Here is a 22,019-nt window from a genome sequence, read left to right as displayed (position 1 = left end):
GGCCCCTCAACAAAATTGCCGGATTATAAACAGCCTGGCGATAACATGCAGGCATTTTCGCCCTTTTAATGCACAGCAGTAGCCAGCGGGCGCCGGTAACGCCAGATCGCCAGGCCGCCATACACCACAACCAGCAGGGCCAGATTCAGCAGTTCACGACCGGCTTCGGAAAAGGTGGCACCCAATTGGTTGAACTTCACCATCAGGTTAATGCCCGCCGTAGACGGCAGGGTTTTGGCCAGCCAGAGCAGCCACTCGGGCGTTGCGGTAGCTGGCCAGGAGAGGTTGGAGAGAAAAAACAACGGCAGCGAGGTGACCAGAATCAGTTGATAGGCCCGCTCGCGGGTGCGGAAAAAACTGGCAATAAACAAGCCGAAAGCCACCACCGCACCAATAAACAATAATCCGCCAAACAACAATCCGGCGAGATTGCCGGCCAGTGGATAATCCTGATACCAGAACATAAACCCGGCGTAATACATCATGTTGATAAAGCCGATCAGTAAGCAGGCGCCAGCGATGCCGATTAACTGGCGGCCGGAGAAAAACAGCCGCCCTTCCCGCTCCCGGCGTGTGCCGGCCATAACCGCAATGCCAATGAGCAAGGTTTGCTGGATGATCAATTCCGCCACCCCGGTCACCACCGCACTGCCGTAACCTTCGCGGGTATTGAATAAAGGGCGCTGCACCAGTTGCAGTGGTGGCTGTAATCCGGCACCGGCGAACGCGGCCTGCTGCACCGCCGCGGTTCGGGCAAAGGCAGTAATGGCATCCCCCAACCCGGTGAGCACGGTATTGGCGCGGCCCAGCCAGGCACCATTGCCATAAATGGCCACCTGCCCCTGATCGCCGCGCAACAGGTCGCGTTCAAAACCGCGACCTATCACGATAAAACCTTCAGCGCGCATGGCAACCACTTCAGCCATCGCATCCTGGCGGCTGCCAGTCACCGCGAGGACGTGCAGCGCCTGCACACTGTCGATATGGCGAACCAGCGAGCGACTGGCGCTGCTACGATCTTCATCTACCACCATGATCGGTTGATCACTGGCGACCTGCTGGCGATAACCCATGGGGTAAAAGAAGGAATAGAGAATTACCGCACCGACCATCACCGTAACGACCGCCCGGTCAGAGAAGATAGCGCGTAAGGTTTGCCGGAATGCCTGCTGAATCGTGGCGATCATCGTTTGCCCCAACTGGCAGGGTCCAGCACCGCCTGGCGATAACGGTAATAGCCGATAACACCAGGAATGAGAATAAACAGCAGCAAAGCGCCCAGATGCGTGGCACTAACCGCCAGTGGTGCGGCCAGATAGCGCTCGGCGGCATCCAGTTTTACGTAGCTGGTGAAGGGCAGCAGGTAATGCCACAGGCGGGCAAACCAGGAGGCGCCATCAATGGGAAAGGTGGCGCCGCAAAAGGCCAGCGACGTACCCGCATACAAGCCAACACCGGATAGCGCAGTACCCATGTTGCGCACCAGGCCCGAAAGCATTAACCCTATTGCTGCATAAGCGCTGTACATCAGCAATTGCCCCACTAGCAATACCCACAGCGAACCGGCGATGCCATCGCCACGAATCACCCCCACCCACAACAAGGCGGCAAAGCCGTAGAGCGAGAACAACGGAACATAGAGCAGTAATTTGCCGATAATCGCTGCGGCCAGATGGCCACCGTTTTCTTCCAGCCAGCGCCCGGCAGTACCATCCCGCAATTCACGGCAGCAGGCACCGGTAACGGCAACGCACAACATCAGATGCAGCACAGCGGGCAATACCAGCCCCAGCAAAAACTGCTCGAAGCTGCGCGCCGGGTTAAATAAAACGGTTATTTGAGCGCTGACCGGCGCGGCTCGCAGCACCGCAGGCCCCTGCTGTAATGCTGCATGTTGCAGCGCAACCTGGCCGGCAACCTGTTTCAAGGCGGCATCAATATCGCGAAAGGCGGCGGCGCCCGCAGTAGTAAAGGCGGCGTTATAAAAGGCGAACACAGTGGCGGGCTGGCCGCGCTGAACAAGATCATCCGCCCCCGCCGGAATATGAATCACCGCGTCTACCTGCATCGCCCGCACCAGCGACCAGGCTTCTGTTAATTGCAGCGGGTGGGCACGAATATCCAACGCCGGTGCGGCCTCCAGCGCCCGAATCAGTTCGCGGCTAACCGGCCCCCGGCTGTCATCCACAATGGCAACCGGCAAGCTGCGCGGCACCGCACTGAAAAACATCGCCGCCAGCAACGCCATGGTCAGCCAGGGGATCCAGCTGATCAGCGCCATGTCCCAGCTGGAATGGCAAAGGAACTGCCACTCCCGCCGCGCCGATCCGCGCAGCGCCCACCAAAAACCGCTGGCGGGCTGATTTACTTCTGCGGCCATGAAAAAAGCACACTCATGCCGGGACGAAAGCCTTCAATGGCCTGTTGGGGTCGCAAGCGAACCTCGAAACTTTTCACATCGTACCCCGCCGATTGACGGGTGGCTCGCCAGGTGGCGAACTCACCGGCCGGACTGATGAAGTACACCTGGAAAGGCACAGCAGCGAGCCCCAGCGCCGGAATATCGCCCTGCAGAATCTGGTTGGCCGCCACCCCGCCAAACTGGTCTTCACGCAGACTGAAAGACACCCAAAGGTTGTCGATATCCACCAGCGTAAATACCGGATAGCCCGCCGGAACCAGCTCACCGATATCCGCAAGGCGTTTACTCACTTCGCCAGCGGCGGGTGCAACACCGAGGGTTTCCTGGCGCGCGGCTTCCACTTCAGCAACGGCCGCCTCTGCCTGGCGCACCTGGGCATTGGCAGCTTCGCGGTCTTCACTGCGCGCACCGGCCAGAGCTTCGTCGTATTGCGCCCGCGCCGCCTGAGTCAGGGCTTCTGCGGCGGCAGCCTGGGCGTTGGCTTCATCACGCTGTTGCCGGGAAATCACGCCTTCGTTGTGCAACCGCTGCAAGCGCGTCGCCGTGCTGCGGGCAAGATCAGAGCCGGTTTTGGCCCGCTGCCAATTGGCTTCTGCGGCACGAATCTGTTCATCCCGCGCACCTTCCGTCGCTTTGGCCGCCTGGGCACGGGCGGCATCCAGCAACGCATTGGCCTGGCGGTATTTGGCTTCTACTTCGGGGCTGTCCAGCGTAAATAACCGCTGACCGGCGCTGACCCGCTCACCTTCACGCACATGCAGCTGCGCAATGCGCGCCGGGATTTTTGCCGACACTTTAATGCTGTCGGCGTCCGCCATGCCCTGCACCAGCCCGGCCACCGGCCGAAACGCCAGCCACAAACCGGCTGCCACAATGCCCAGCGCCAGCAACACCACAACCAGCAGGATCAGACGACCGGAGGCCGCCGTACGTGAAGAAGGGGTCAAAAGGGTTCGAGTCATGGGGTCAGCACCTGGTCTGCCTGGCGAAGATAATCGGTAAATCGGTCGGTTTGGCCACTAACGTCGAGCAATTGGATTAATGCCAGATCAAATTGCCAGGCCGCCAGGGCTCGTTCAATGCGGGTTTTGCCCAGCGCCAAACGCGCGTCAATCACATCCAGCGAGGTTGCCTGGCCTTCCTGAAAAGACAGACCTTGCAGACGCAAGTTTTCTTCTGCACTGGCCAGCGAACTTTGCAGCAGGGCAAATTGCTGGCGGGCACTGTCTACCGCCAGCCAGGCGCGGGCGACGCCAATCTCCAGCTTTACCGCGGTGTCACGCAAGCCATATTCGGCCTGCAGTTGTTGACTGCGCGCCGCACCGACTTGCCGGTTGCGATCTTTGTTGGAAAACAGCGTGTAGCTGACGCCAACCCCGAAAGCCCAATCCGAGTCGGTCAGCAGCGCGTCTTCACGCTTCAAGTCGTATTGGCCAAATACATAGACTTTCGGTTTCCAGTTGGCTTGCTCGGCGCGCACTTTTTGCCGTGCCTGCTCACCCACCGCCCGCAATTGCGCCAGCCCCGGGTGCTGACTCATGGCCGCAGCTACAAAATGCTCCACCGGCTCGAGCATTTGCGAGCCCACAAAGAGTGGCGATAGCGTGGTCACTGGCTGCTCACTGCGCAACAAACCGGCCAGCGCCGCCCGGGCACCGGCGACATCATTTTCGGCTTTAAGCAATTCCCGCTCGGCCGCATCCACCGCTACCTGGGCTTGCAATAACTGCGCACGGGTGGCGAAGCCTTCACCTTCCAGCTTTTGCGCATGCCGGTAGTGTTGCAGCAGGCCGTCCCGCACTTCCCGGCGCACCGACACAACCTGTTGCGCCAGTTGTTGACCGAAATAAGCCTCTACCAGTTGCACCGTTTCGCTTTGCAGGGCGCGGGATAACAGCGCGTCTGCTTCATCGACGGCCGCATCGGCGGCGGCTTTGGCAGCGCTGATTTGACCGCCGGTCCATACCGGCATGGTGGCGGTGACAATCGGACGGGTACGCCAGTCATTCAGCTCGAACTCCAGCGGGCTGGGAATACCATAAGCCTCGGCCACCGGCGCTAATGAGCCCAGTGGCAATTCGATACTTTTTTGGAAACGCATTTGACGAACGTCAATGGAAACATCGGGATAGGACAAACTGCGGCTGGCTTCGGCCAACTGGCGGCGGCTCTCAACCTGGCTGCGCGAACCCGCCAGCGCATCGGACACACTCAGCAACCGCTGCTGTGCCGCTGCATAATCCAGCGCCAGCGCACCGGTGGTCGCATCTGCCACGACGGGGAAAATAAAGGATGTAGCTGCCGCCAGGAGCACACTTTGCACCAAGCGCGCATAAAACCGGCGACCAGGGGATATCGGCATCGTGCCTCCTGAAATGCCTGTAGTCCAATGCCCTGAATCGCTTCAGGGAAATTTGCCATCAAGTATAGCGGCAGCGATTGGTTGGCGGGCAGTACTCGAAGAGATATTGATCTGCCACAAAATATCACTCGGGTCCATGGCGACGCTGATACCGGCACAAGGCGATTTTGGCGTCAGGCTCTCGCTTCCAACGCCGTCGGGTCAGGACGAACCCCGACCAAACGGGTATAGTAGCCGGCCTTGTGCCATACCGGTTTGAAACCGGTTGGGCGGTGCTTGTGTTCTTCCCTTCGCTGTATTCAGGATGTTGTTGTGACCCACGTCGATTCCACTGCCAACCGTTCTCTCATCGCCCGCCTGTTCAGCGAGTGGAAAACCCTGTTCATCCTTGGCGGGCCGATTGCGGTGGCGCAATTGGCGCAGATGGCCAACGGCGTCATCGACACCATTATGTCGGGCCATTACAGTGCCCGCGATCTGGCCGGTGTGGGCATTGGCAACAGCTTGTGGGTGCCATTATTTTTACTGTTTTCGGGCACCCTCGCAGCATTGCAGCCGATTGTGTCCGGTTATCGCGGCGCGGCGGAATACCCGAAAATTATGCCGTCCATCTGGCAGGGCATCTACATCGCCATGGCTGCGTCGGCGATTATGATTCTGCTGCTGACCAACGTGCACCCGGTGCTGGAACTGCTCAAACTGGATGCCGAAACCGCCCGTATTGCCCAGGGCTATCTCAGCGCTTTTGCCTGGGGCGTGCCACCGATTCTGTTTACCCTGACGATGCGCGGCCTGACCGATGGCCTTGGCCACACGCGGGTCATCATGGTGTTTTCGGTATTGAACACCCTGATTAACCTGCCGCTGAATTACATTCTGATTTACGGCAAATTCGGCCTGCCGGAGCTGGGCGGTGTAGGTTGCGGCTGGGCTACTGCGATTGCCAACTGGGGCGCGGCCATTGCGCTGATGATTTACCTGAACCGCAGCAAAACCTACAGCCGCTTCCATTTATTAAGCGAGTGGGTAAAACCGCGCTGGCAGGATATTCGCTACATCCTGCAACTGGGTATTCCGATCGGCTTCACCATGTTTATTGAAGTCAGTATGTTTTCCATCATCGCGCTGTTTCTGGCGCCGCTCGGCCCGGAAGTGGTCGCCGGGCACCAGATTGTACTTAACATCACCTCGCTGACCTTTATGATCCCGCTGAGCCTGGGCATGGCGCTGACGCTGCGGGTCAGTTATCTGGTCGGGGCCGATGCCATGGCCAAGGCGCGCCTGGTGGCACGCAGCTCGCTGTTGCTGGCTTTTGGTTTGTCCTGTATTTCTGCGCCTATGCTGTATTTCGGACGGGATATGATTGCCGCACTCTATACCAGCGATGCCACCGTGCAGGGTATTGCCATCCATCTGCTGATGTTTGCCGCCATCTTTCAAGTGGCCGATGTGATTCAGGTAAGTGCTATTAACGCGCTGCGTGGTTATCGCGATACCCGCATCCCCATGTTGATTATGCTGGTGTCTTTCTGGGGCATTTGTTTGCCGCTGGGTTATGTGCTCACCTTTACCGATTTGCTCGGCTACAAAGCAGGCGCAGCCGGCTTCTGGATTGCCTTGATCGTAGGGCTGACCTGCGCCAGCATTTTGTTGACTTACCGGCTGTTCCGCTTTCGCCTGCCGGTACACAGCCATGCAGCCACCGGGCAAGTTTAGTTGTGCTGTTGGCCGTGAACGCGGGCACGAAACGGGGGTTTAATCCGGCCGGGGGTTAATTTTGCGGCCATACTGATACTTTCAGAATCATTCTGTTGAAGCGGGGCAACCCTGTTAACAGGTGAACTTTACGAGGATCAGCCCATGACCACCCCCAAGCAACCAACCGCAACCGGCCAACCCCAACCCACCCGTCGCAACGAGCGCGACCTGATACTCACCCATCACGAAGCAGAAGCTGGCGGCCCGATGGATGTAGCCGCCTGCGGCGAGGAAGATCCTGGCGCTGCTCTGGAATCGCTGGTGACGCGTGAAGAGGTTCCTGCAGAAGAGACACGGCGCGACCTGACTCCCCCTGACAGCAACGCAAAACATTAACTGCGTGCTGCCAGAAGTGCCTGATCAGTTACCGATTTACGAACCGATAACTACTGAACCTGCTTCAGTACATAGTGCTCCGACAGTGCACTGGTAATAATATGCCCGTCCATGGAGAGATGTAACAAACTGCTCTCACCCTGTTTGAACTGCCGACCATCATCCAGCACGATACGGCTTTCCTGGGGATGGCGAGTAAACGTACCGCGCTCAACCACCGCCGCCTGATCCGTCCCCAAATACAGGCTGCTCAAGGTATAGCGGTCCCCTTCGTGCAAGGTAATACGGGTTTCAATACCTTCGCAGTCTGCGCACGGCAATACGCCTTCATACACCAGATCACCCCCACCAGCAGCCTCCTTCGCGGTGTTTGCCGCTTTGTCGGAACAGCCGGCAATGATCAACGTCACCAGAACGGCACCTATCAGTTTTATCAATACGTTCATAGCTTGGTACCTCATCAGTCAAATAGACGCTTCGAGTATTGTCGAGATATCGATAGTCTGCCAGGCGGGCTTTCCGATATCCCGTCATAAAACGACAGCGGGGTGGAAATTCTTTAAAAATTCGACGAAGATAGCGGCAACTTTCGCGATCAGGCGGCGAAAGCGGTAGTGTTTGCAATCTTTCTGCGTAGCCACCAAAAGCGATAAGTAACACCGGGCCATAAGAAAGGCACACACCTTGCTGTATAACCATAAGAATAGAGTCGGCCGCGTTTGAAAAGGATGGATTTACCGTCACCATGCTATCCACGAGAGTCGCAGTAACCCGACGTAAATCCGGCAAATTCCCGGTAACTTTGGCCCGAACGCAATATCACTATGTCAGACGCTCATCCATGACCGACACCATCCCCGTTACCAGCCCATTGCTTCCGCCCCTGGAAGAGTTTCTTCCCTATCTGGAGGAAATATGGAAAAGCCGTTTCCTCACCAACGGCGGCAATATGCATCAGGCGCTGGAACAGGCGCTTTGCGACTATCTGGGTGTTCAACATATTTCTTTATTTGCCAATGGCACTCTGGCGTTACTCACCGCCCTGCAAGCCCTGGGCGTTACCGGCGAAGTGATCACCACGCCTTATTCCTTTGTGGCGACGGCGCACTCTCTGCTGTGGAACGGCATCAAGCCGGTATTTGTGGACATTGACCCGGTCACGCTCAACCTGGACCCGGCCAACATTGAAGCCGCGATCACCCCGCTGACGACGGCAATCATGCCGGTGCACTGTTACGGCAGGCCATGCGATACCACCGCCATCAAAACACTTGCCGACAAACACAACCTGAAAGTTATTTATGATGCGGCTCACGCCTTTGCGGTGCGTGATGAAGGCGGCAGCATTTTGCGACACGGGAATCTCAGCGCCCTCAGCTTTCATGCCACCAAGGTATTCAACACCTTTGAAGGCGGCGCCATCGTCAGCCCGGATGCCGCCACCAAAAAACATATCGATCATTTGAAAAATTTCGGGTTCCAGGACGAAACTACCGTGCTGATGCCTGGCATCAACGGCAAAATGAATGAAATCAGCGCGGCATTTGGCCTGCTGCAACTCAAGCATATTGATCAGGCACTGGAACAACGCAAAGCGGTTGATACCCGCTATCGCACCCTGCTTGCAGAGCTGCCCGGCATTCGCTGCATGGAACCCAACCCTGCGATCACTTCCAACCATTCCTACTTCCCGGTGATGGTAGAGAGCAACTTCCCGCTGAGCCGCGACGAGCTGTATCACTATTTACGTCAGCACGGCATTTTGGTCAGGCGCTATTTTTACCCGTTAATCAGCGACTTCCCGATGTATGCCCATCTGCCATCATCGGCGCCGACTAACCTGCCGGTCGCTCAATCTATCGCCAGTAAAGTACTTTGCCTGCCGATTTATCCAACGCTGGAATATAAAGATCTGGCCCATATTGCGGATTTACTATTCCAGGCAGGAAAAACATAATGCGCCGCGCTTTAATTTTCTTTTTTTGAGCCGATAAGACCAGTAAATCATCAGAGATTTTTTTATGAGCCACCAACAATTTATTGACAATTTTCTATCTGCTACCGATTTTCAGGAACCGGTTGAAGTGACTATGGACACTGTCCTCGCCGACCTTCCCGAGTGGGATTCGCTGGCTGCGCTGGCGACCATTGTGATGTTCGACATGGAATACAGCAAAACCATCACCGGTGAAGATTTGCACAAAATCCGCACCCTGAATGAACTCTACGAGCTGGCAGGTTCACCGGCATGACCACCTCTACCCTGCAACATGTGCGCTTTGCCGGCATGACCAGCTGTGTGCCGAAACGTATCGTTTCAAACCTGACCGATTGCCGCCCGCAAATTCGCTCTGAACGGCAGCGGCTTGTGCGCAATATCGGTATTGAAACCCGGCGTATGGCTCCCAAATGGCAATGTTTTTCCGATCTTGCGTTTGAAGCAACGGAAAAATTGCTGGAAAGTCTGGATTGGAAACGTGAAGAGGTCGATGCGATTATCGTAATGACCCAGTCACCCGACTACCTGATTCCCGCAACCGCCATCATTTTGCAGGATCGTCTGGGTCTGTCCAATGCCACTATCGCGTTTGACGTAAACCTCGGCTGCTCGGCCTATCCTTTTGGCTTGCATCTTCTAGGCTGCATGATTGCCGCTGGCGGCGTGAAAAAAGGTTTGCTGCTGGTAGGCGATCGCAGCGCAACACTGGATGACCCGATTTTTTCTGATGCCGGTACAGCCACCGCATTGGAGTTCAGCGAAAATGCTGCGCCCATGTACTTTGACCTGAACAGCGATGGCAGTGGCCACAAAGCCATCATCCTGCCGGTTGGCGGTCATCGTGAGCCGGTTGATATCCAGCATTTGATTCCCTTCCGTAAAGATGAAAACGATCACTGGCGAACAGGTATCGATTTACAACTCGACGGCCCGGCCGTACTGAGTTTTTCAACCCAGCGTGTCCCCCCGGCGGTTGAAAAGTTGCTGACCTACGCCTGTGCCAGCAAAGAAGACATTGATTACTTTATTTTTCATCAGGCTAATCGAATGATTAATGAAACCATTCGTAAAAAGCTTGGCCTGCCAGTAGAAAAAGTTCCTTCAACATTGCAGGAATTTGGTAATACCAGTGGCGCCTCCTTGCCCGTAACCATGACCGTGCGAATCAATAAAGCACTGGAAGCTGCCCCTAAACGTTTATTACTTTCCGGGTTCGGAATTGGTCTTTCCTGGGGAACTGCACTCGTTGATATCGACGGTGCCATCTTCCCTGATCTCATAGAATCATGATCACCGCCAATTACTACGGAGTAACAGCACGTGGATAGCGCTGCATTCAATCCATTCAGTCTTGCCGGTAAACGCATTCTTGTTACCGGAGCCAGCTCCGGACTCGGCGAACGCATCGCACTGAGCTGCGCGAGTATGGGAGCCGAGTTGATTATTACCGGACGAAACAACGAACGGCTGGAAAAAGTATTGGCAGAACTCCAATCCATATCCGATTTGCCCCACAGAGCAGTAGTAGCCGATCTGACCGTTACTACCGAGCGAGATGCGCTGGTTGCATCGCTTGATCAGGAAATTCAGGGGCTGGTACACAGCGCCGGTATCTCACGCTTGTGTCCGGTCAGGATGATGAATGAAGCGCACCTGCGCGAAGTACAGTCCATAAATGTTGATGCACCCGTATTACTTACCCAGTCTTTGTTAAAACGGAATCGTGTCAGTCCGGAAGGTGCCATTGTTTTCATTGCATCCATTGCTGCTCATATTGGCGTTGCCGGTGTAGGTGCCTATTCAGGTAGCAAAGCGGCACTGATTGCCATGAGCCGCTGCCTCGCCATGGAAGTCGTAAAGCGAAAAATCCGCGTCAATTGCCTTTCACCCGCCCTGGTCGAAACGCCGTTGCTCGAAGCCACAGCAAAGATGGTAGGTTCGCTGGAAACCGAAAAAAACAATTACCCTCTGGGTTTTGGCAAACCTGAAGATATCGCCAACGCCACTATTTTTATGCTTTCAGGAGCCAGCCGCTGGATCACCGGAACCACGCTGGTTATGGATGGCGGCCTGACGATCAGCTAGGTAAAACAATACGATGAAAGAATTGATTATTGTAGGTGCTGGCGGGCTGGGCAAACAGGCGCTCGCCCAACTGCAAATAGATTACGCCCACGGTATTGATTGGATTATCGCAGGGTTTCTCGACGAGCGAGGCCCGGAGGTAGTGCCAGCCGAACTTTATTATCCGTGGCTTGGTTATCCGGAGAGTTTTACGCCTCAACCACAACATGTCTTTGTTGCTGCCATTGGTGACCCTTTCAGTCGAGAACAACAAGTAACGCCATTACTGGCCAAAGGCGCTGAATTTATTTCAGTTCGCACTCGTACCAATTTAGGCACTCGCACTCGCTATGGTGCCACCTTTTTTGGTTATGACGTTAGCAGTGGTGTCGACAGCCAAATAGGTTCTTACTGTTTTATCGACCAGGACACCTTGATCGGGCACGATGTGGTGATAGGCGATTACGTCCATATAGGCCCCCGCTGCCTGTTGGCCGGGTATGTCAAAGTCGGTAATCACGCTGTGATTCACTCCGGCGCCATGATTGCCCGCGGGGTCAGTATTGGTGAAGGTGCAGTTGTGGGTATGGGTGCCGTCGTGTTCAAAGACGTAAGCGCTGGCGCAACCGTCGTTGGCAATCCGGCCAAAGTTATTTTTAATAAGTAATACTTCAATTTAAAAGATCGAGTCGATGACGCGCCACACTCCGGATTTTTACCAATGAGTGTCCGCATAAAAATATCCCCCAAACACACCGGGATATTATGAATTAAAATGGGCTCTTAAACCGACGGGTATTGATTGGCTACGAAAAAAATCGATCTTTACCTTCAGTAGTCAACGACGAGAAATCGCAATGATACAGTGGCAACACCTGCACTACCTGATGACAGATCAATATCGGGGAGAAACATTCTTCGAGTTTATTGCTGAAGCTGTGCAGCAAGGTATCACAACTGCTTTAACGAAATACGTCTCTTTGGCGTCAGCACTGGATGCAATATCTTCAGATGACACCAGCAAATCTTTATTGATCTGCTTTAACCTTCCGAACGCAACACGTATCGAACTTGAAACAAAAGGAATCTTTTATATTGAGTTCCGGGTTTCACCAGTACAATTTGGGAAAGACCTTTACCTGGCCTGGCGCACCAACTGTAAGGACATTGAAAAGGCTCTGGAAGGTTATGCTGTATCTGATAGAACGCTCAACCTGGAAGCAGCACATCTGACATCCAGTGTTCGAGCCCAAAGGCGCAAGCAGGAAAATTCAAACACTCATTTTATTAACCTTGAAAAAACAACCATCATTATAGGTTCTGATGAGGACTACCCTGCACCTGATAGTGACCTTACGGGTTTGCCGTCTCTAACTGCATTTTCAGAAGAGTTAACATCGCTGGATAGAGGTCGAAGGATTTTGTACAAACCGATCGGAGATGAAGATCCGTCGGCTATGTTGACGTGGCTAAGTGATTTGCTAAACGTTTCTGTCAAGGTTTGTCATAACAACGCTTATCAACTGCTTTGCTTTAATGACGATATCCAATTGGTCGGCATAAGCGCCAATATACTTCAGGAAGCAAAGTGGTTTGCCAAAGAGGCTGTCCAATTACACGCACCTTTAACCGCTGTAACCTCCGAATTCAAACAAATTCCTTTCAATACCGTTCTTTTACCTGAATTTTGGCACGCCATTGCGGAAAATAGGTTTCAACCAATACCTCCTCCGACCAACCTGCCGGATCATTTGTGCGCACGCGAGATTTTTGATAGCTGGGGCGACTATGAAAAGGTCATGAACTGGGGCCGTACCATACCCTATTTCTCGTTCCTGAGGTCAGGTGGAGGAACACTTATAACGCGCCTGAATGCTTTGGATAGAAAATCCCGCCTTGACAGCACAGAGCCTACTGTTTCTCATACAACGGCAATGCTCTCATTGAAAGACAGCTGCGCGGGCAAGACAGCGTATGTACTAGGCAATGCAGCCTCACTTAATGAGCTGAATCTCTCAAGGTTAATGAGTGAAGATGCTTTCTGGTGTAATCGTGCATTTGAAATGGAAAAAAGGGGAATTACATTCTCACCGAAGTACTACATGTTTGCTGATCTATTGGGTTTTAAAAATTTCAGCGAAAAAATTATGGGAGTAAAAGCCGGTACCAAATTTTTTCGCAATGATGTCTATGCCCATGCCGAACAGGATTGGTTAGCAGAATTAAAAGAACAGCAGGTGATACAGTTTACATCGGTAGATGATCCTGGCATGCATGAAGGGTTCTTTTCTATGGATGCAGCTTATAGAACTTACTGTGGCCGAACGGTGGTATTGGATGCAATACAGATTGCTGCTTACATGGGTTATTCAAAAATTCTGGTGGGCGGTGTAGATCTTGATTATTCCCAGCCCTATTTCTTTGGCACATCTATTAACGGCAGGATGCCGGAAAACGAGGCTATTGAAGCTTTCAGATTTGCTCATCAGACCCTCGAAAAAAATGGCATTGAGTTAAAGAAAATTACCCATTCGCCGCAGTTGCCTCTGGAATACGTAGCTTCGCAATTTCAGAATGAAAAATCTTCATTATCATAGCTCATAATCTCTGATCAGAAAGCGTGCCCTTACTATGAATACAATTGAATTCGATAATCTCCCGGAGCATGTGCATGCTCTCAAAAGACTTGAAGACCAGAGTGCATGGATTGATCTGGAGAAAGAATGCTTTCTGCTCGTCGAAAACTATATTAATGACCACGTTGCGGTTCATGACATTATTCTTCAACTCAGCCAAGCAGAGGCCGTAGAAAGTGCAAAATTCTGTATTTATAAATTTCTTGAATCTTCGTCAGAAGGTTTATTGAAATTTGATGAGCTTATCGCCAGGCTCGCAAGTCTTAATCTCGAAGATAAAGCATATTCTTACGTTTTAAGTGCGATTAAAGCATATCCAACCGATGTAAAACTGATCGAAAAAGCTGCTGAGCTTTCCCTTTATTTAGGTTATATGGATGAGGCTTATCATTGGATAGCCAGTCTGGATTTTTATACACCTGTGGCGAAAAAAGCCATCCGAAAAAGTCGGCTTGAGCTGCTTATGGGCAAGAAACAAGTAGCTCGTGACTTTCAGATCATTACAGGTAAAATTTTTCTTCGTTCAACCGGCGCCCATTTCAAAGCTGAAGATCCTCCGGGAGAAAAAGAGATACTGGCACTCAATCCTCAGCGGGAGGAAAATCTCAAACAACTTGCCAGCTGGGACGAGCTCTACCCCGGCACATTGAACGTGCGTACTGCTTTTAGTCCAACGGAAATATTCCATAATATCCCTCCTATTGCTTATGAAGCTGGCTGCACAGTCACCTACACTGCAAACTACAGCAATGTACCTAAAAGCAGGGTTGGATATTGGTACTATCCGGGATTCGTATTCGCAAAAGGCCGTTTCAAGCCAGTGCTATTTAAATACCCGGATACGCCTTACAGCGAGTTCACACTCGAAATTTTTTCGCCCTTTAATCTCAGAGCAGATCTTGAGCTTTCTGACAACGACCCCATCCTGTGTTATTTCGCATCAACAGCAGAAGATGGCGATGCCTGGCTGGAATGCAAACTGAATATTTACTCAGTTTTCAGTAGCAACCAACAAGTATTTGGTCGTCACGGCGAGCTTTATCAAGGCCACGAGGACTGGCGCCTTCCCGGCCAACGTCCTACGATGTTGCGTGCAAATACTTATGCATTGAACAAGTGGATAGAGCCTCACCATCACATTCTTGATATTGGTTGTAATATTGGTTGTTTTGGAATTGAAACGTCAAAACTGGGAGCAAGTTATACCGGTTTCGATAACAATGCCGATGTAATCAAAATTGCCAATTATTTAGCCCGGCACAATGCTGCAGAAAATTGTACTTTTTTGACGTCAACCTTCGACGAATTCCAATCAAATAATAAGCAGCAATACGATGTAATATTTTCTTTTGCCGTTCACGTTTGGATTGGAATTCCTATGCAGGATTACATTGAAAAGCTGAAGGGTATGCTAGCTCCGCAGGGAGTAATCATTATAGAAAGCAACAACCTTGATAAAAATGACATGGAGTTCATGCAGAATATGAGGCTATTTCTTACTGCTGATTTCCTATTATTACATCAGGGAGAAATTACAGATGACGGTGTCATCAGAAGGGCATTCTGCGTATTTCAGTCCTTGAAGTAAACGGAGATCATCTGGCGTCAGACGATCTTGCTGAGCGCCATTGTGTAACATACAGACTCAGCATAACTGACCGGCCAAACAGAATAACTGTTCTACGCAGTGATGAAACTGTTCAACATTCACAATACAAGGTAATACGGAATGACAAGTAAACCCTCTCTGGTCAGCGTTATCATGCCAGCTTATAAGCTTCAATATATGGAGCAAGTACTGGACAGTTTGCTCAGTCAGAGTTATTCCGAACTTGAACTTATTGTTTGTGATGATAGTACAGATGGCGATATCGCCACATTGCTCCAACAAAAGCAGGAGCAAGCCGATTTTCCTATTCATTATTTTAAAAATGGGCTCCGCCTGGGCGAAACCGTTAGCACAGCGAAAGGTATAAAAAAGGCCAAGGGTAAATATATCAAACTCCTGCACGACGATGATGTACTGGAGCCGGATGCTATTGCCTCTCTGGTAGCCGCGATCGAAAGCGAGCCGGACATCGCTTTGGTTTCTTCCCGGCGTCAGCGTATTGATGAAGACGGTGAACCATTACCGGACATTCTGGCGACCCGCTTTCCATTCGCCTCGGATGTCATTATAAATGGCCCCGAGCTGGTTTCTTTTCTCGGTGATCACACCATTAACTTTATCGGTGAGCCCAGCTGTGTGCTGGCCAGACGCGATGATCTTATGGAAATGATCAGTGAGTTGATGTCACTCAACGGCAAGGCCATTGAGTGGGTCGGGGATCTGGCGCTTTATGTGAAATTGTTACAGCGCGGCAATCTGGCTTTTCTGGCGAAGCCACTGACCAAATTCCGGGTATCCAAACTTCAATTCAGCCAACAAGGTAGAGATCAGGCCGGTATTGGTGAGCAAGGCCACGCCAATTTCCGCAAGGCGATTCGCGACCTCGGCTGGTATCGCACCACCGGCAATAATCGCATGGTGCAGGTTGCGCCGATTACCCAGCTCAAGGCACGCGTTTTCAAACCGGTGGATGTGCTGCAAGCTATTCACCGTGCAGCCGGTTTTGGCAGCGTTTCCCTGTCCGACTGGCTGGGCGTGCGCAAGCCTGACCCGGTGCAAAAATCGTTGATGGAACAGCGGTTGTCTGAAACGACTCATCAACCCGACTTTACTGTGCTGCTGCTGGACAGCGATGGCGACCAGGCGGCAGTAGATAAAACACTGAACAGCCTTGATGACATCAGTTTGTATCGCAAAGCGAATGCGGTTGTCTTGTCAGCAAGTGCGACAGTTGCCGAGACTCATCGCACCCTGCCACTGAATACCGCTAATCCGGTAGCCAGTATTAATCAGGCTCTGCAATTAACCGATGCGGCCTGGGTGATGGTGGCTAAAGCTGGTGTCGAATTTACCGCGAGCGGCTTAATGATTGCGGCGCTGGATTTACTGGATGCCCCCGAGACGTGCCTCGCCGTTTACGCCGATGAGATCCTGACGCTCGCCGATGGTGAGCCGGGCTTGCTGTTGCGCCCGGATATCAATCTGGACTTGCTGCTCAGCTTTCCCGCCGCGCAGTCACGCCACTGGCTGCTGCGCCGGAATATATTGCTGGATCAGGGCGGCTTCAACGAAGCTGCCGGTACGGCTTTTGAACTGGAGTATCAATTACGGCTGGTCGAACAATACGGCCTGGCCTCCATCGGACACATCAGCGAACCCTTGCTGAGCAGTGCCGTGTTTGCCCTGCAAGACAACCCCGACGAGCAGCAAGTCATCCAGCAGCATTTACAGGTGCGCGGTTATCCGGACGCTGTTATTAACAGCCATTTGCCCGGTCGCTATCAGCTGGATTACCACCACACTTTGCAAGCGTCGGTCAGTATTCTGGTGGTGGTTAAAGAGCAGTTGGTACAAACGCAACGCTGTATTGAAACCCTGCTGGAGAACACCAGTTACAGTAATTACGAAGTGTTATTGCTGGATCATGGCAACCAACAAGACAACGTCTGTCAGTGGCTGGCCGGCATTGAGGCCATGAACATTCCGCAACTGCGCGTGCTGCGCTTTGATGCCAGCACGCCGGAAGTGGAAATTTGTAACGCCGCAGCGCAACAAGCCCGTGGCGATTTTCTGCTGTGGTTGGGCGCCGGTGCCGGCATCATCGGCAAGGATTGGCTGCAACAATTACTCAACCATGGCCTGCGGCCGGAAGTTGGCGCGGTTGGCGCCAAGCTGTTATCTGCCGACGGCAAAATACGCCATGCAGGTTTGCTGACCGGTTTGGGCGGCCCGGCGGGACGCGCCTTTGCCGGTCGCGATCACAAAGACCCGGGCTACATGCAGCGTTTGCAAGTCGAGCAGAACTATTCGGCGGTCAGCCGCGAATGTCTGCTGCTGCGCAAGGAGTTATTTCTCCAGGCTGACGGGTTTGATCAGGACCCGCTGATATCCCGCTGGGTCGATGTCGATTTGTGCCTCAGGTTACAGCAGGCGGGATATCTGAATGTCTGGACGCCCCGCGTACAGCTGTTGATGGACGAAACTGCCACCAGCAACCCGTCGCTGGAAGAAGAAGACGCCATGTATCAACGCTGGCTGCCGGTGCTGGCCAGAGACCAGGCCTACAACCCCGGCTTTACCTTACGCGCTGAACCCGGTTTCGAACTGGCCGAACCGCAACTTTCCTGGCAACCCTTGCAAAGCTGGCGCCCGCTGCCGGTTGTATTGGCTCACCCGGCAGACAGCGATGGTTGCGGAAACTACCGGGTTATCCAACCGTTCCATGCCATGCATGCGGCCGGGCTGATTCAGGGCGCCATGTCACAGCAACTGCTGCAGCCAACGCTACTGGAGCGCTTCTCGCCAGACACCATTATTTTCCAGCGACAAACCCGCCCGGAGCGCCTGGACGCCATGCGCCGCAGCCAGGCGTTTTCCCGTGCGTTTAAAATTTACGAACTGGACGACTACCTGCCCAACCTGCCGCTGAAAAGTATCCACCGCAAACATTTGCCGAAAGACATTGTTAAAAGCCTGCGCAAAGCCATGGGGTTCGTTGACCGCTTTGTCGTTTCTACAGAGGCACTGGCAGAAGCCTTTGCCGGTTTCCACAGCGACATCCGGGTCATGGAAAACCGCTTGCCATCCTCCTGGTGGAAAGACCTCGGCAGCCAGCGCCGCACCTCAGCCAAACCGCGTGTGGGTTGGGCGGGCGGTATCAGCCACACCGGCGACCTCGATTTGATTATTGATGTGGTGAAAGAGCTGGCCGACGAAGTGGAGTGGGTATTCTTCGGCATGTGCCCGGAAAAAATCCGCCCTTACGTGCATGAATACCATACCGGTATTCCGATCAGCCAATACCCGGCGAAATTGGCCAGTTTGAATCTGGACCTGGCACTGGCTCCGGTCGAGGTCAACGTGTTCAACGAGTGCAAAAGTAATTTGCGCTTGCTGGAATACGGCGCTTGCGGCTTCCCGGTAATTTGCAGTGATATCCGCTGTTACCAGGACCCGTCATTCCCGGTAACACGGGTTAAAAACCGTTTCCGTGATTGGGTAGACGCCATTCGTATGCACCTGGCTGATATGGATGCTACGGCAAAAATGGGTGATGACCTGCAAGCGCTGGTTTATAAACACTGGATGCTGGAAAGCGACAACATCCAGCAAAACTGGCGCAAAATCTGGCTGCCCGACTGATCCTTCAAGCGCCGCAATCACCGGCATTACAAGCAATGCCGGTGATTTTTCCCTTCTGAACAACCGCCCCACAACGCCCCTGCCCTGCGCAACCCGCTCCGCGAAGCGGTCTGAAACACCTCGAAAACCCCGTTTTAACAGCAGCTTCCCTCCATCTGATACGGTGTTTTCTCCAATAGCTGAATCTGTTATTGGTACAGATGCAAGCGCATAGTTCGCCCCGGTTAGCCTTGCAACATCACCGGGAGCAACCCCATGAGTGAAACGATTCCTGTACACCTACTGCCAGCCACACCGACCGCTGGCAAAGCTCGTAAAACACCGGCACAGACCGGCGAGCCCATTCACACCCGCAGCTTTACCGGCCGCTTCCGCAACTGGCGCCTCGCGGTAGCAGGCAGTCTGGCGGTATTATTTTTTGGTACCTCCTGGCTGAATATGGAGGGGCGGCAGGCGGTGCTGTGGGATTTGGGCGAGCGCAAATTCCATGTGTTTAACGCGACTTTCTGGCCGCAAGATCTCACCCTGCTATCTGCCCTGCTGATTATCAGCGCTTTCGCGCTCTTCGCGGTCACGGTGTATGCCGGTCGCATCTGGTGCGGTTATGCCTGCCCGCAAAGCACCTGGACCTGGGCCTTTATGTGGGCAGAAAAAGTCACCGAGGGTGATCGCCTGCAGCGTATCAAATTGGACAAAGCGCCCTGGTCGTTTAACAAACTGGCCAAGCGCACCGCCAAACACGGCTTATGGCTGGCGATGAGCCTGGCCACCGGCATCGCTTTTATCGGCTACTTCGTACCGGTGCGGGAACTCACCGCCGACATACTTACCGGGCAATGGTTTACCGCCAGTGCCTTCTGGGTATTTTTTATCGGCTTGTTTACCTACGGCAACGCCGGCTGGTTGCGAGAAAAAGTGTGCGTGCACATGTGCCCCTATGCGCGCTTCCAGGCGGTGATGTACGACAAAGACACCCTGGCGGTTTCTTACAACCCGACACGGGGCGAAAATCGCGGCTCGCGCAAAAAAGAAGAGGACTACCAGGCGAAAGGGCTGGGCGACTGTGTGGACTGTTACCTGTGCGTACAGGTTTGCCCAACCGGCATTGATATCCGCGATGGTTTGCAAATTGACTGCATCGGCTGTGCTGCGTGTATTGATGCTTGCGACTCGGTGATGGACAAAATGGACTACCCGCGCGGCCTGATCAGCTACGCCTCTGAACGCACGCTGGCAGGCGAAGCGGCACCGCGTTTTCGCCCCCGTCTGCTCGGCTATGTCACGGCAGTGATACTGATGTGCGGCGCGCTGGCGTTTACTGTGTATGATCGCGAATTGACAGCGGTGAATGTCATTAAAGACCGCACCTTGTATCGCAAAAACAGCGAAGGCCATATTGTGAATGTGTATCGCCTCAAGCTGATGAACAAAACCCATGAAGCAGCGCATTACCACATTGCCTTGCGCCAACCCGACGATGGCGGGCTGCAATTACAGCGGCAGTACCGTATTACGCTGGCATCCGGTGAAATTGTTGACCTGCCGGTATCGGTAGTGCAACAGAATGGCAGCCTTTACCAGGGCGCAATCCCTTTCACCTTCGTGGTGCAAAATAATGCCGATGGTAAAGCACTGGCAGAAGGCAGCTCGACGTTTGTTTTTCCCACGCGTTAAAACAGACGCATAGTGCACAACAGGATCCGCCATGAAACTTTATGAAAAATTCGCCGACGAAATTGCCGAAATGATTCATAGCGGGGTATTGGCAGCCGATGAAAAAGTGCCTTCGGTACGCAACGCCAGCCGCACCTGGAAGGTCAGCCCGTCTACTGTTTTCCAGGCGTATTATTTGCTGGAGCGGCGCGGGCTGATTCAGGCGCGGGCACGCTCCGGGTATTATGTGCGCGCACATGCCAAAGGCACGCTGGCAGAACCGGACATCAGCGCCCGGATCACCGACACTACCGACGTGGATGTCAGCGAGCTGATTTTTTCCATTCTTGGCTCGGTGCGCGATCCGGATACCGTACCTTTCGGTTCAGCGTTTCCCTGCCCGCAATTATTTCCACTGGCGCGTCTGGCGCGCTCTATGAATAAATCCATCCGCCATTTACCGGCATCACAAATTATTGCTGACATGACCAGCGGCAACGCCGCGCTGCGCCGGCAAATTGCTCTGCGCTATATGATGCACGGCGTGATGCTATCGTCGGATGAATTGATCATTACCAACGGTGCGCTCGAAGCGCTTAACCTCTGTTTACAAGCGGTTACCAAACCCGGTGATCTGGTAGCGATTGAATCCCCCACCTTCTACGCCGCGCTACAAATTCTGGAACGTCTTAAATTAAAAGCGGTAGAAATACCGGTGCACCCGCGCGATGGAATCCATCTGGAAACGCTCGAAGACAGCCTGCAACGTTTACCGATCAAAGCCTGCTGGTTTATGAGCCATTTGCACAATCCGCTGGGCGCCAGCCTGAGCCAGGAAAAAAAGCAAACGCTGTATCAGCTGCTGGAAAAACACGACGTACCCATGATTGAAGACGACGTTTACGGGGAGTTGTATTTTGGTAGCGAGCCACCCAAACCGGTAAAAAGTTTTGATCGCAAGGGGCTGGTTATGCACTGCGGTTCATTTTCAAAAAACCTCGCCCCGGGTTATCGCATTGGTTGGGTATCCGCCGGGCGTTACGCCGAAACCGTCAGCCGCTTGAAACTCATGACCACCTTATCGCCTTCGGTGCCCGCGCAAAGCGCGATTGCCGATTATCTGCAACACGGCGGTTACGATCGTCATTTACGTAAATTGCGCTACACCCTGGAAACCCGCCAGCAGGCGATGCAAGCGGCGATTGCCCGCCATTTTCCGCCCACCACCAAAGTGTCGCGCCCGGAGGGCGGTTATTTTTTATGGCTGGAGTTACCGGAACAGGTGGATAGTTTGAAGTTGTTTTCGATGGCGCTGTCGCAAGGCATCAGCATTGCACCGGGGCCGATATTTTCTGCGACGCGGCGTTTTGAAAATTGCATCCGACTTAACTACGGGCATGCGCACACACCACAAACCGAACAGGCGCTGGCGTTACTGGGCAAAATGGTGGCTTCTTTTCCGGAAAGCTGACCGAATAATAAAAAGGGCCGGCAAAGCCGACCCCTGGATTGTTGACAGATTTTTAGTTTTTCAACGC

General features: G+C 53.3%; 17 protein-coding genes. 12 read left to right on the top strand and 5 right to left on the bottom strand.

From position 1 onward, the window contains the following. Nucleotides 1–65: 65 nt before the first annotated feature. Genes C4F51_RS02250 through C4F51_RS02235 form a run of 4 tightly spaced genes read right to left on the bottom strand, consistent with a single transcriptional unit; the run spans nucleotide 66 to nucleotide 4,784 of the window. Complete coding sequence (locus tag C4F51_RS02250) at nucleotides 66–1,187, bottom strand: ABC transporter permease (protein WP_202987595.1); 1,122 nt, start codon at nucleotides 1,185–1,187, stop codon at nucleotides 66–68. Then, complete coding sequence (locus tag C4F51_RS02245) at nucleotides 1,184–2,380, bottom strand: ABC transporter permease (protein ID WP_193906780.1); 1,197 nt, start codon at nucleotides 2,378–2,380, stop codon at nucleotides 1,184–1,186. Before C4F51_RS02245 ends, C4F51_RS02250 begins: the two co-directional genes overlap by 4 nt. Further along, on the bottom strand, nucleotides 2,365–3,384 hold the full coding sequence (locus C4F51_RS02240; RefSeq protein ID WP_193906778.1) for an HlyD family secretion protein: 1,020 nt from the start codon (nucleotides 3,382–3,384) through the stop codon (nucleotides 2,365–2,367). Before C4F51_RS02240 ends, C4F51_RS02245 begins: the two co-directional genes overlap by 16 nt. Beyond that, nucleotides 3,381–4,784 carry a TolC family protein gene (locus C4F51_RS02235; protein ID WP_193906776.1) on the bottom strand — a complete coding sequence of 468 codons (1,404 nt, stop codon included), beginning with the start codon at nucleotides 4,782–4,784 and terminating at the stop codon, nucleotides 3,381–3,383. The genes C4F51_RS02240 and C4F51_RS02235 overlap by 4 nt, the downstream gene beginning before the upstream one ends. A 312-nt stretch (nucleotides 4,785–5,096) precedes the next feature. Between C4F51_RS02235 and C4F51_RS02230 the strand changes: the two genes are divergently transcribed. Both C4F51_RS02230 and C4F51_RS02225 read left to right on the top strand, forming a co-directional pair. Next, nucleotides 5,097–6,500 (top strand): MATE family efflux transporter, encoded by a 1,404-nt coding sequence (locus C4F51_RS02230; RefSeq protein ID WP_328701289.1) that lies wholly within the window; start codon nucleotides 5,097–5,099, stop codon nucleotides 6,498–6,500. Nucleotides 6,501–6,644: 144 nt separating this feature from the next. Next, nucleotides 6,645–6,878, top strand: a complete 234-nt coding sequence (locus C4F51_RS02225) for a hypothetical protein (RefSeq protein WP_193906774.1) — start codon at nucleotides 6,645–6,647, stop codon at nucleotides 6,876–6,878. A 50-nt stretch (nucleotides 6,879–6,928) separates the two neighbouring features. Here the strand turns inward: C4F51_RS02225 and C4F51_RS02220 are convergent, their stop codons facing one another. Continuing rightward, on the bottom strand, nucleotides 6,929–7,324 hold the full coding sequence (locus C4F51_RS02220) for a copper resistance protein NlpE (protein WP_193906772.1): 396 nt from the start codon (nucleotides 7,322–7,324) through the stop codon (nucleotides 6,929–6,931). Nucleotides 7,325–7,623: 299 nt separating this feature from the next. Here C4F51_RS02220 and C4F51_RS02215 point away from each other — a divergent pair, with 299 nt between their 5' ends. From C4F51_RS02215 to mapR, 10 genes are all read left to right on the top strand, one after another. Continuing rightward, nucleotides 7,624–8,835, top strand: coding sequence for a DegT/DnrJ/EryC1/StrS family aminotransferase (locus C4F51_RS02215; RefSeq protein ID WP_328701288.1), 1,212 nt, complete (start codon nucleotides 7,624–7,626; stop codon nucleotides 8,833–8,835). Nucleotides 8,836–8,899: 64 nt separating this feature from the next. Beyond that, complete coding sequence (locus tag C4F51_RS02210) at nucleotides 8,900–9,130, top strand: acyl carrier protein (RefSeq protein WP_193906771.1); 231 nt, start codon at nucleotides 8,900–8,902, stop codon at nucleotides 9,128–9,130. After that, a complete protein-coding gene (locus tag C4F51_RS02205) occupies nucleotides 9,127–10,167 on the top strand; it encodes a ketoacyl-ACP synthase III (RefSeq protein ID WP_193906770.1) in 1,041 nt (346 codons plus the stop codon). The genes C4F51_RS02210 and C4F51_RS02205 overlap by 4 nt, the downstream gene beginning before the upstream one ends. Before the next feature lie 30 nt (nucleotides 10,168–10,197). Further along, on the top strand, nucleotides 10,198–10,962 hold the full coding sequence (locus C4F51_RS02200; protein ID WP_193906769.1) for an SDR family NAD(P)-dependent oxidoreductase: 765 nt from the start codon (nucleotides 10,198–10,200) through the stop codon (nucleotides 10,960–10,962). A 13-nt stretch (nucleotides 10,963–10,975) separates the two neighbouring features. Continuing rightward, nucleotides 10,976–11,608: an acetyltransferase gene (locus C4F51_RS02195; protein WP_193906768.1), complete on the top strand. Its 633-nt coding sequence runs from the start codon at nucleotides 10,976–10,978 to the stop codon at nucleotides 11,606–11,608. 190 nt (nucleotides 11,609–11,798) lie between these two features. Beyond that, on the top strand, nucleotides 11,799–13,538 hold the full coding sequence (locus C4F51_RS02190) for a motility associated factor glycosyltransferase family protein (protein WP_193906767.1): 1,740 nt from the start codon (nucleotides 11,799–11,801) through the stop codon (nucleotides 13,536–13,538). A 34-nt stretch (nucleotides 13,539–13,572) separates the two neighbouring features. Continuing rightward, nucleotides 13,573–15,165, top strand: coding sequence for a class I SAM-dependent methyltransferase (locus C4F51_RS02185; RefSeq protein ID WP_193906766.1), 1,593 nt, complete (start codon nucleotides 13,573–13,575; stop codon nucleotides 15,163–15,165). 141 nt (nucleotides 15,166–15,306) lie between these two features. Beyond that, the gene (locus tag C4F51_RS02180) at nucleotides 15,307–18,828 is read left to right on the top strand and encodes a glycosyltransferase (protein WP_202987594.1); all 3,522 of its coding nucleotides are present in this window, start codon (nucleotides 15,307–15,309) and stop codon (nucleotides 18,826–18,828) included. A 255-nt stretch (nucleotides 18,829–19,083) separates the two neighbouring features. After that, nucleotides 19,084–20,502, top strand: a complete 1,419-nt coding sequence (gene ccoG, locus C4F51_RS02175) for a cytochrome c oxidase accessory protein CcoG (RefSeq protein WP_193906765.1) — start codon at nucleotides 19,084–19,086, stop codon at nucleotides 20,500–20,502. Nucleotides 20,503–20,533: 31 nt separating this feature from the next. Continuing rightward, a complete protein-coding gene (gene mapR, locus C4F51_RS02170; RefSeq protein WP_193906763.1) occupies nucleotides 20,534–21,952 on the top strand; it encodes a GntR family transcriptional regulator MpaR in 1,419 nt (472 codons plus the stop codon). Nucleotides 21,953–22,019: the final 67 nt, after the last annotated feature.

The organism is Cellvibrio polysaccharolyticus (genome assembly GCF_015182315.1).
Taxonomy (GTDB): Bacteria; Pseudomonadota; Gammaproteobacteria; order Pseudomonadales; family Cellvibrionaceae; genus Cellvibrio; species Cellvibrio polysaccharolyticus.
The sequence above is the reverse complement of the archived record's forward strand: the minus strand, read 5'-3'. Positions and strand labels throughout refer to the sequence as shown.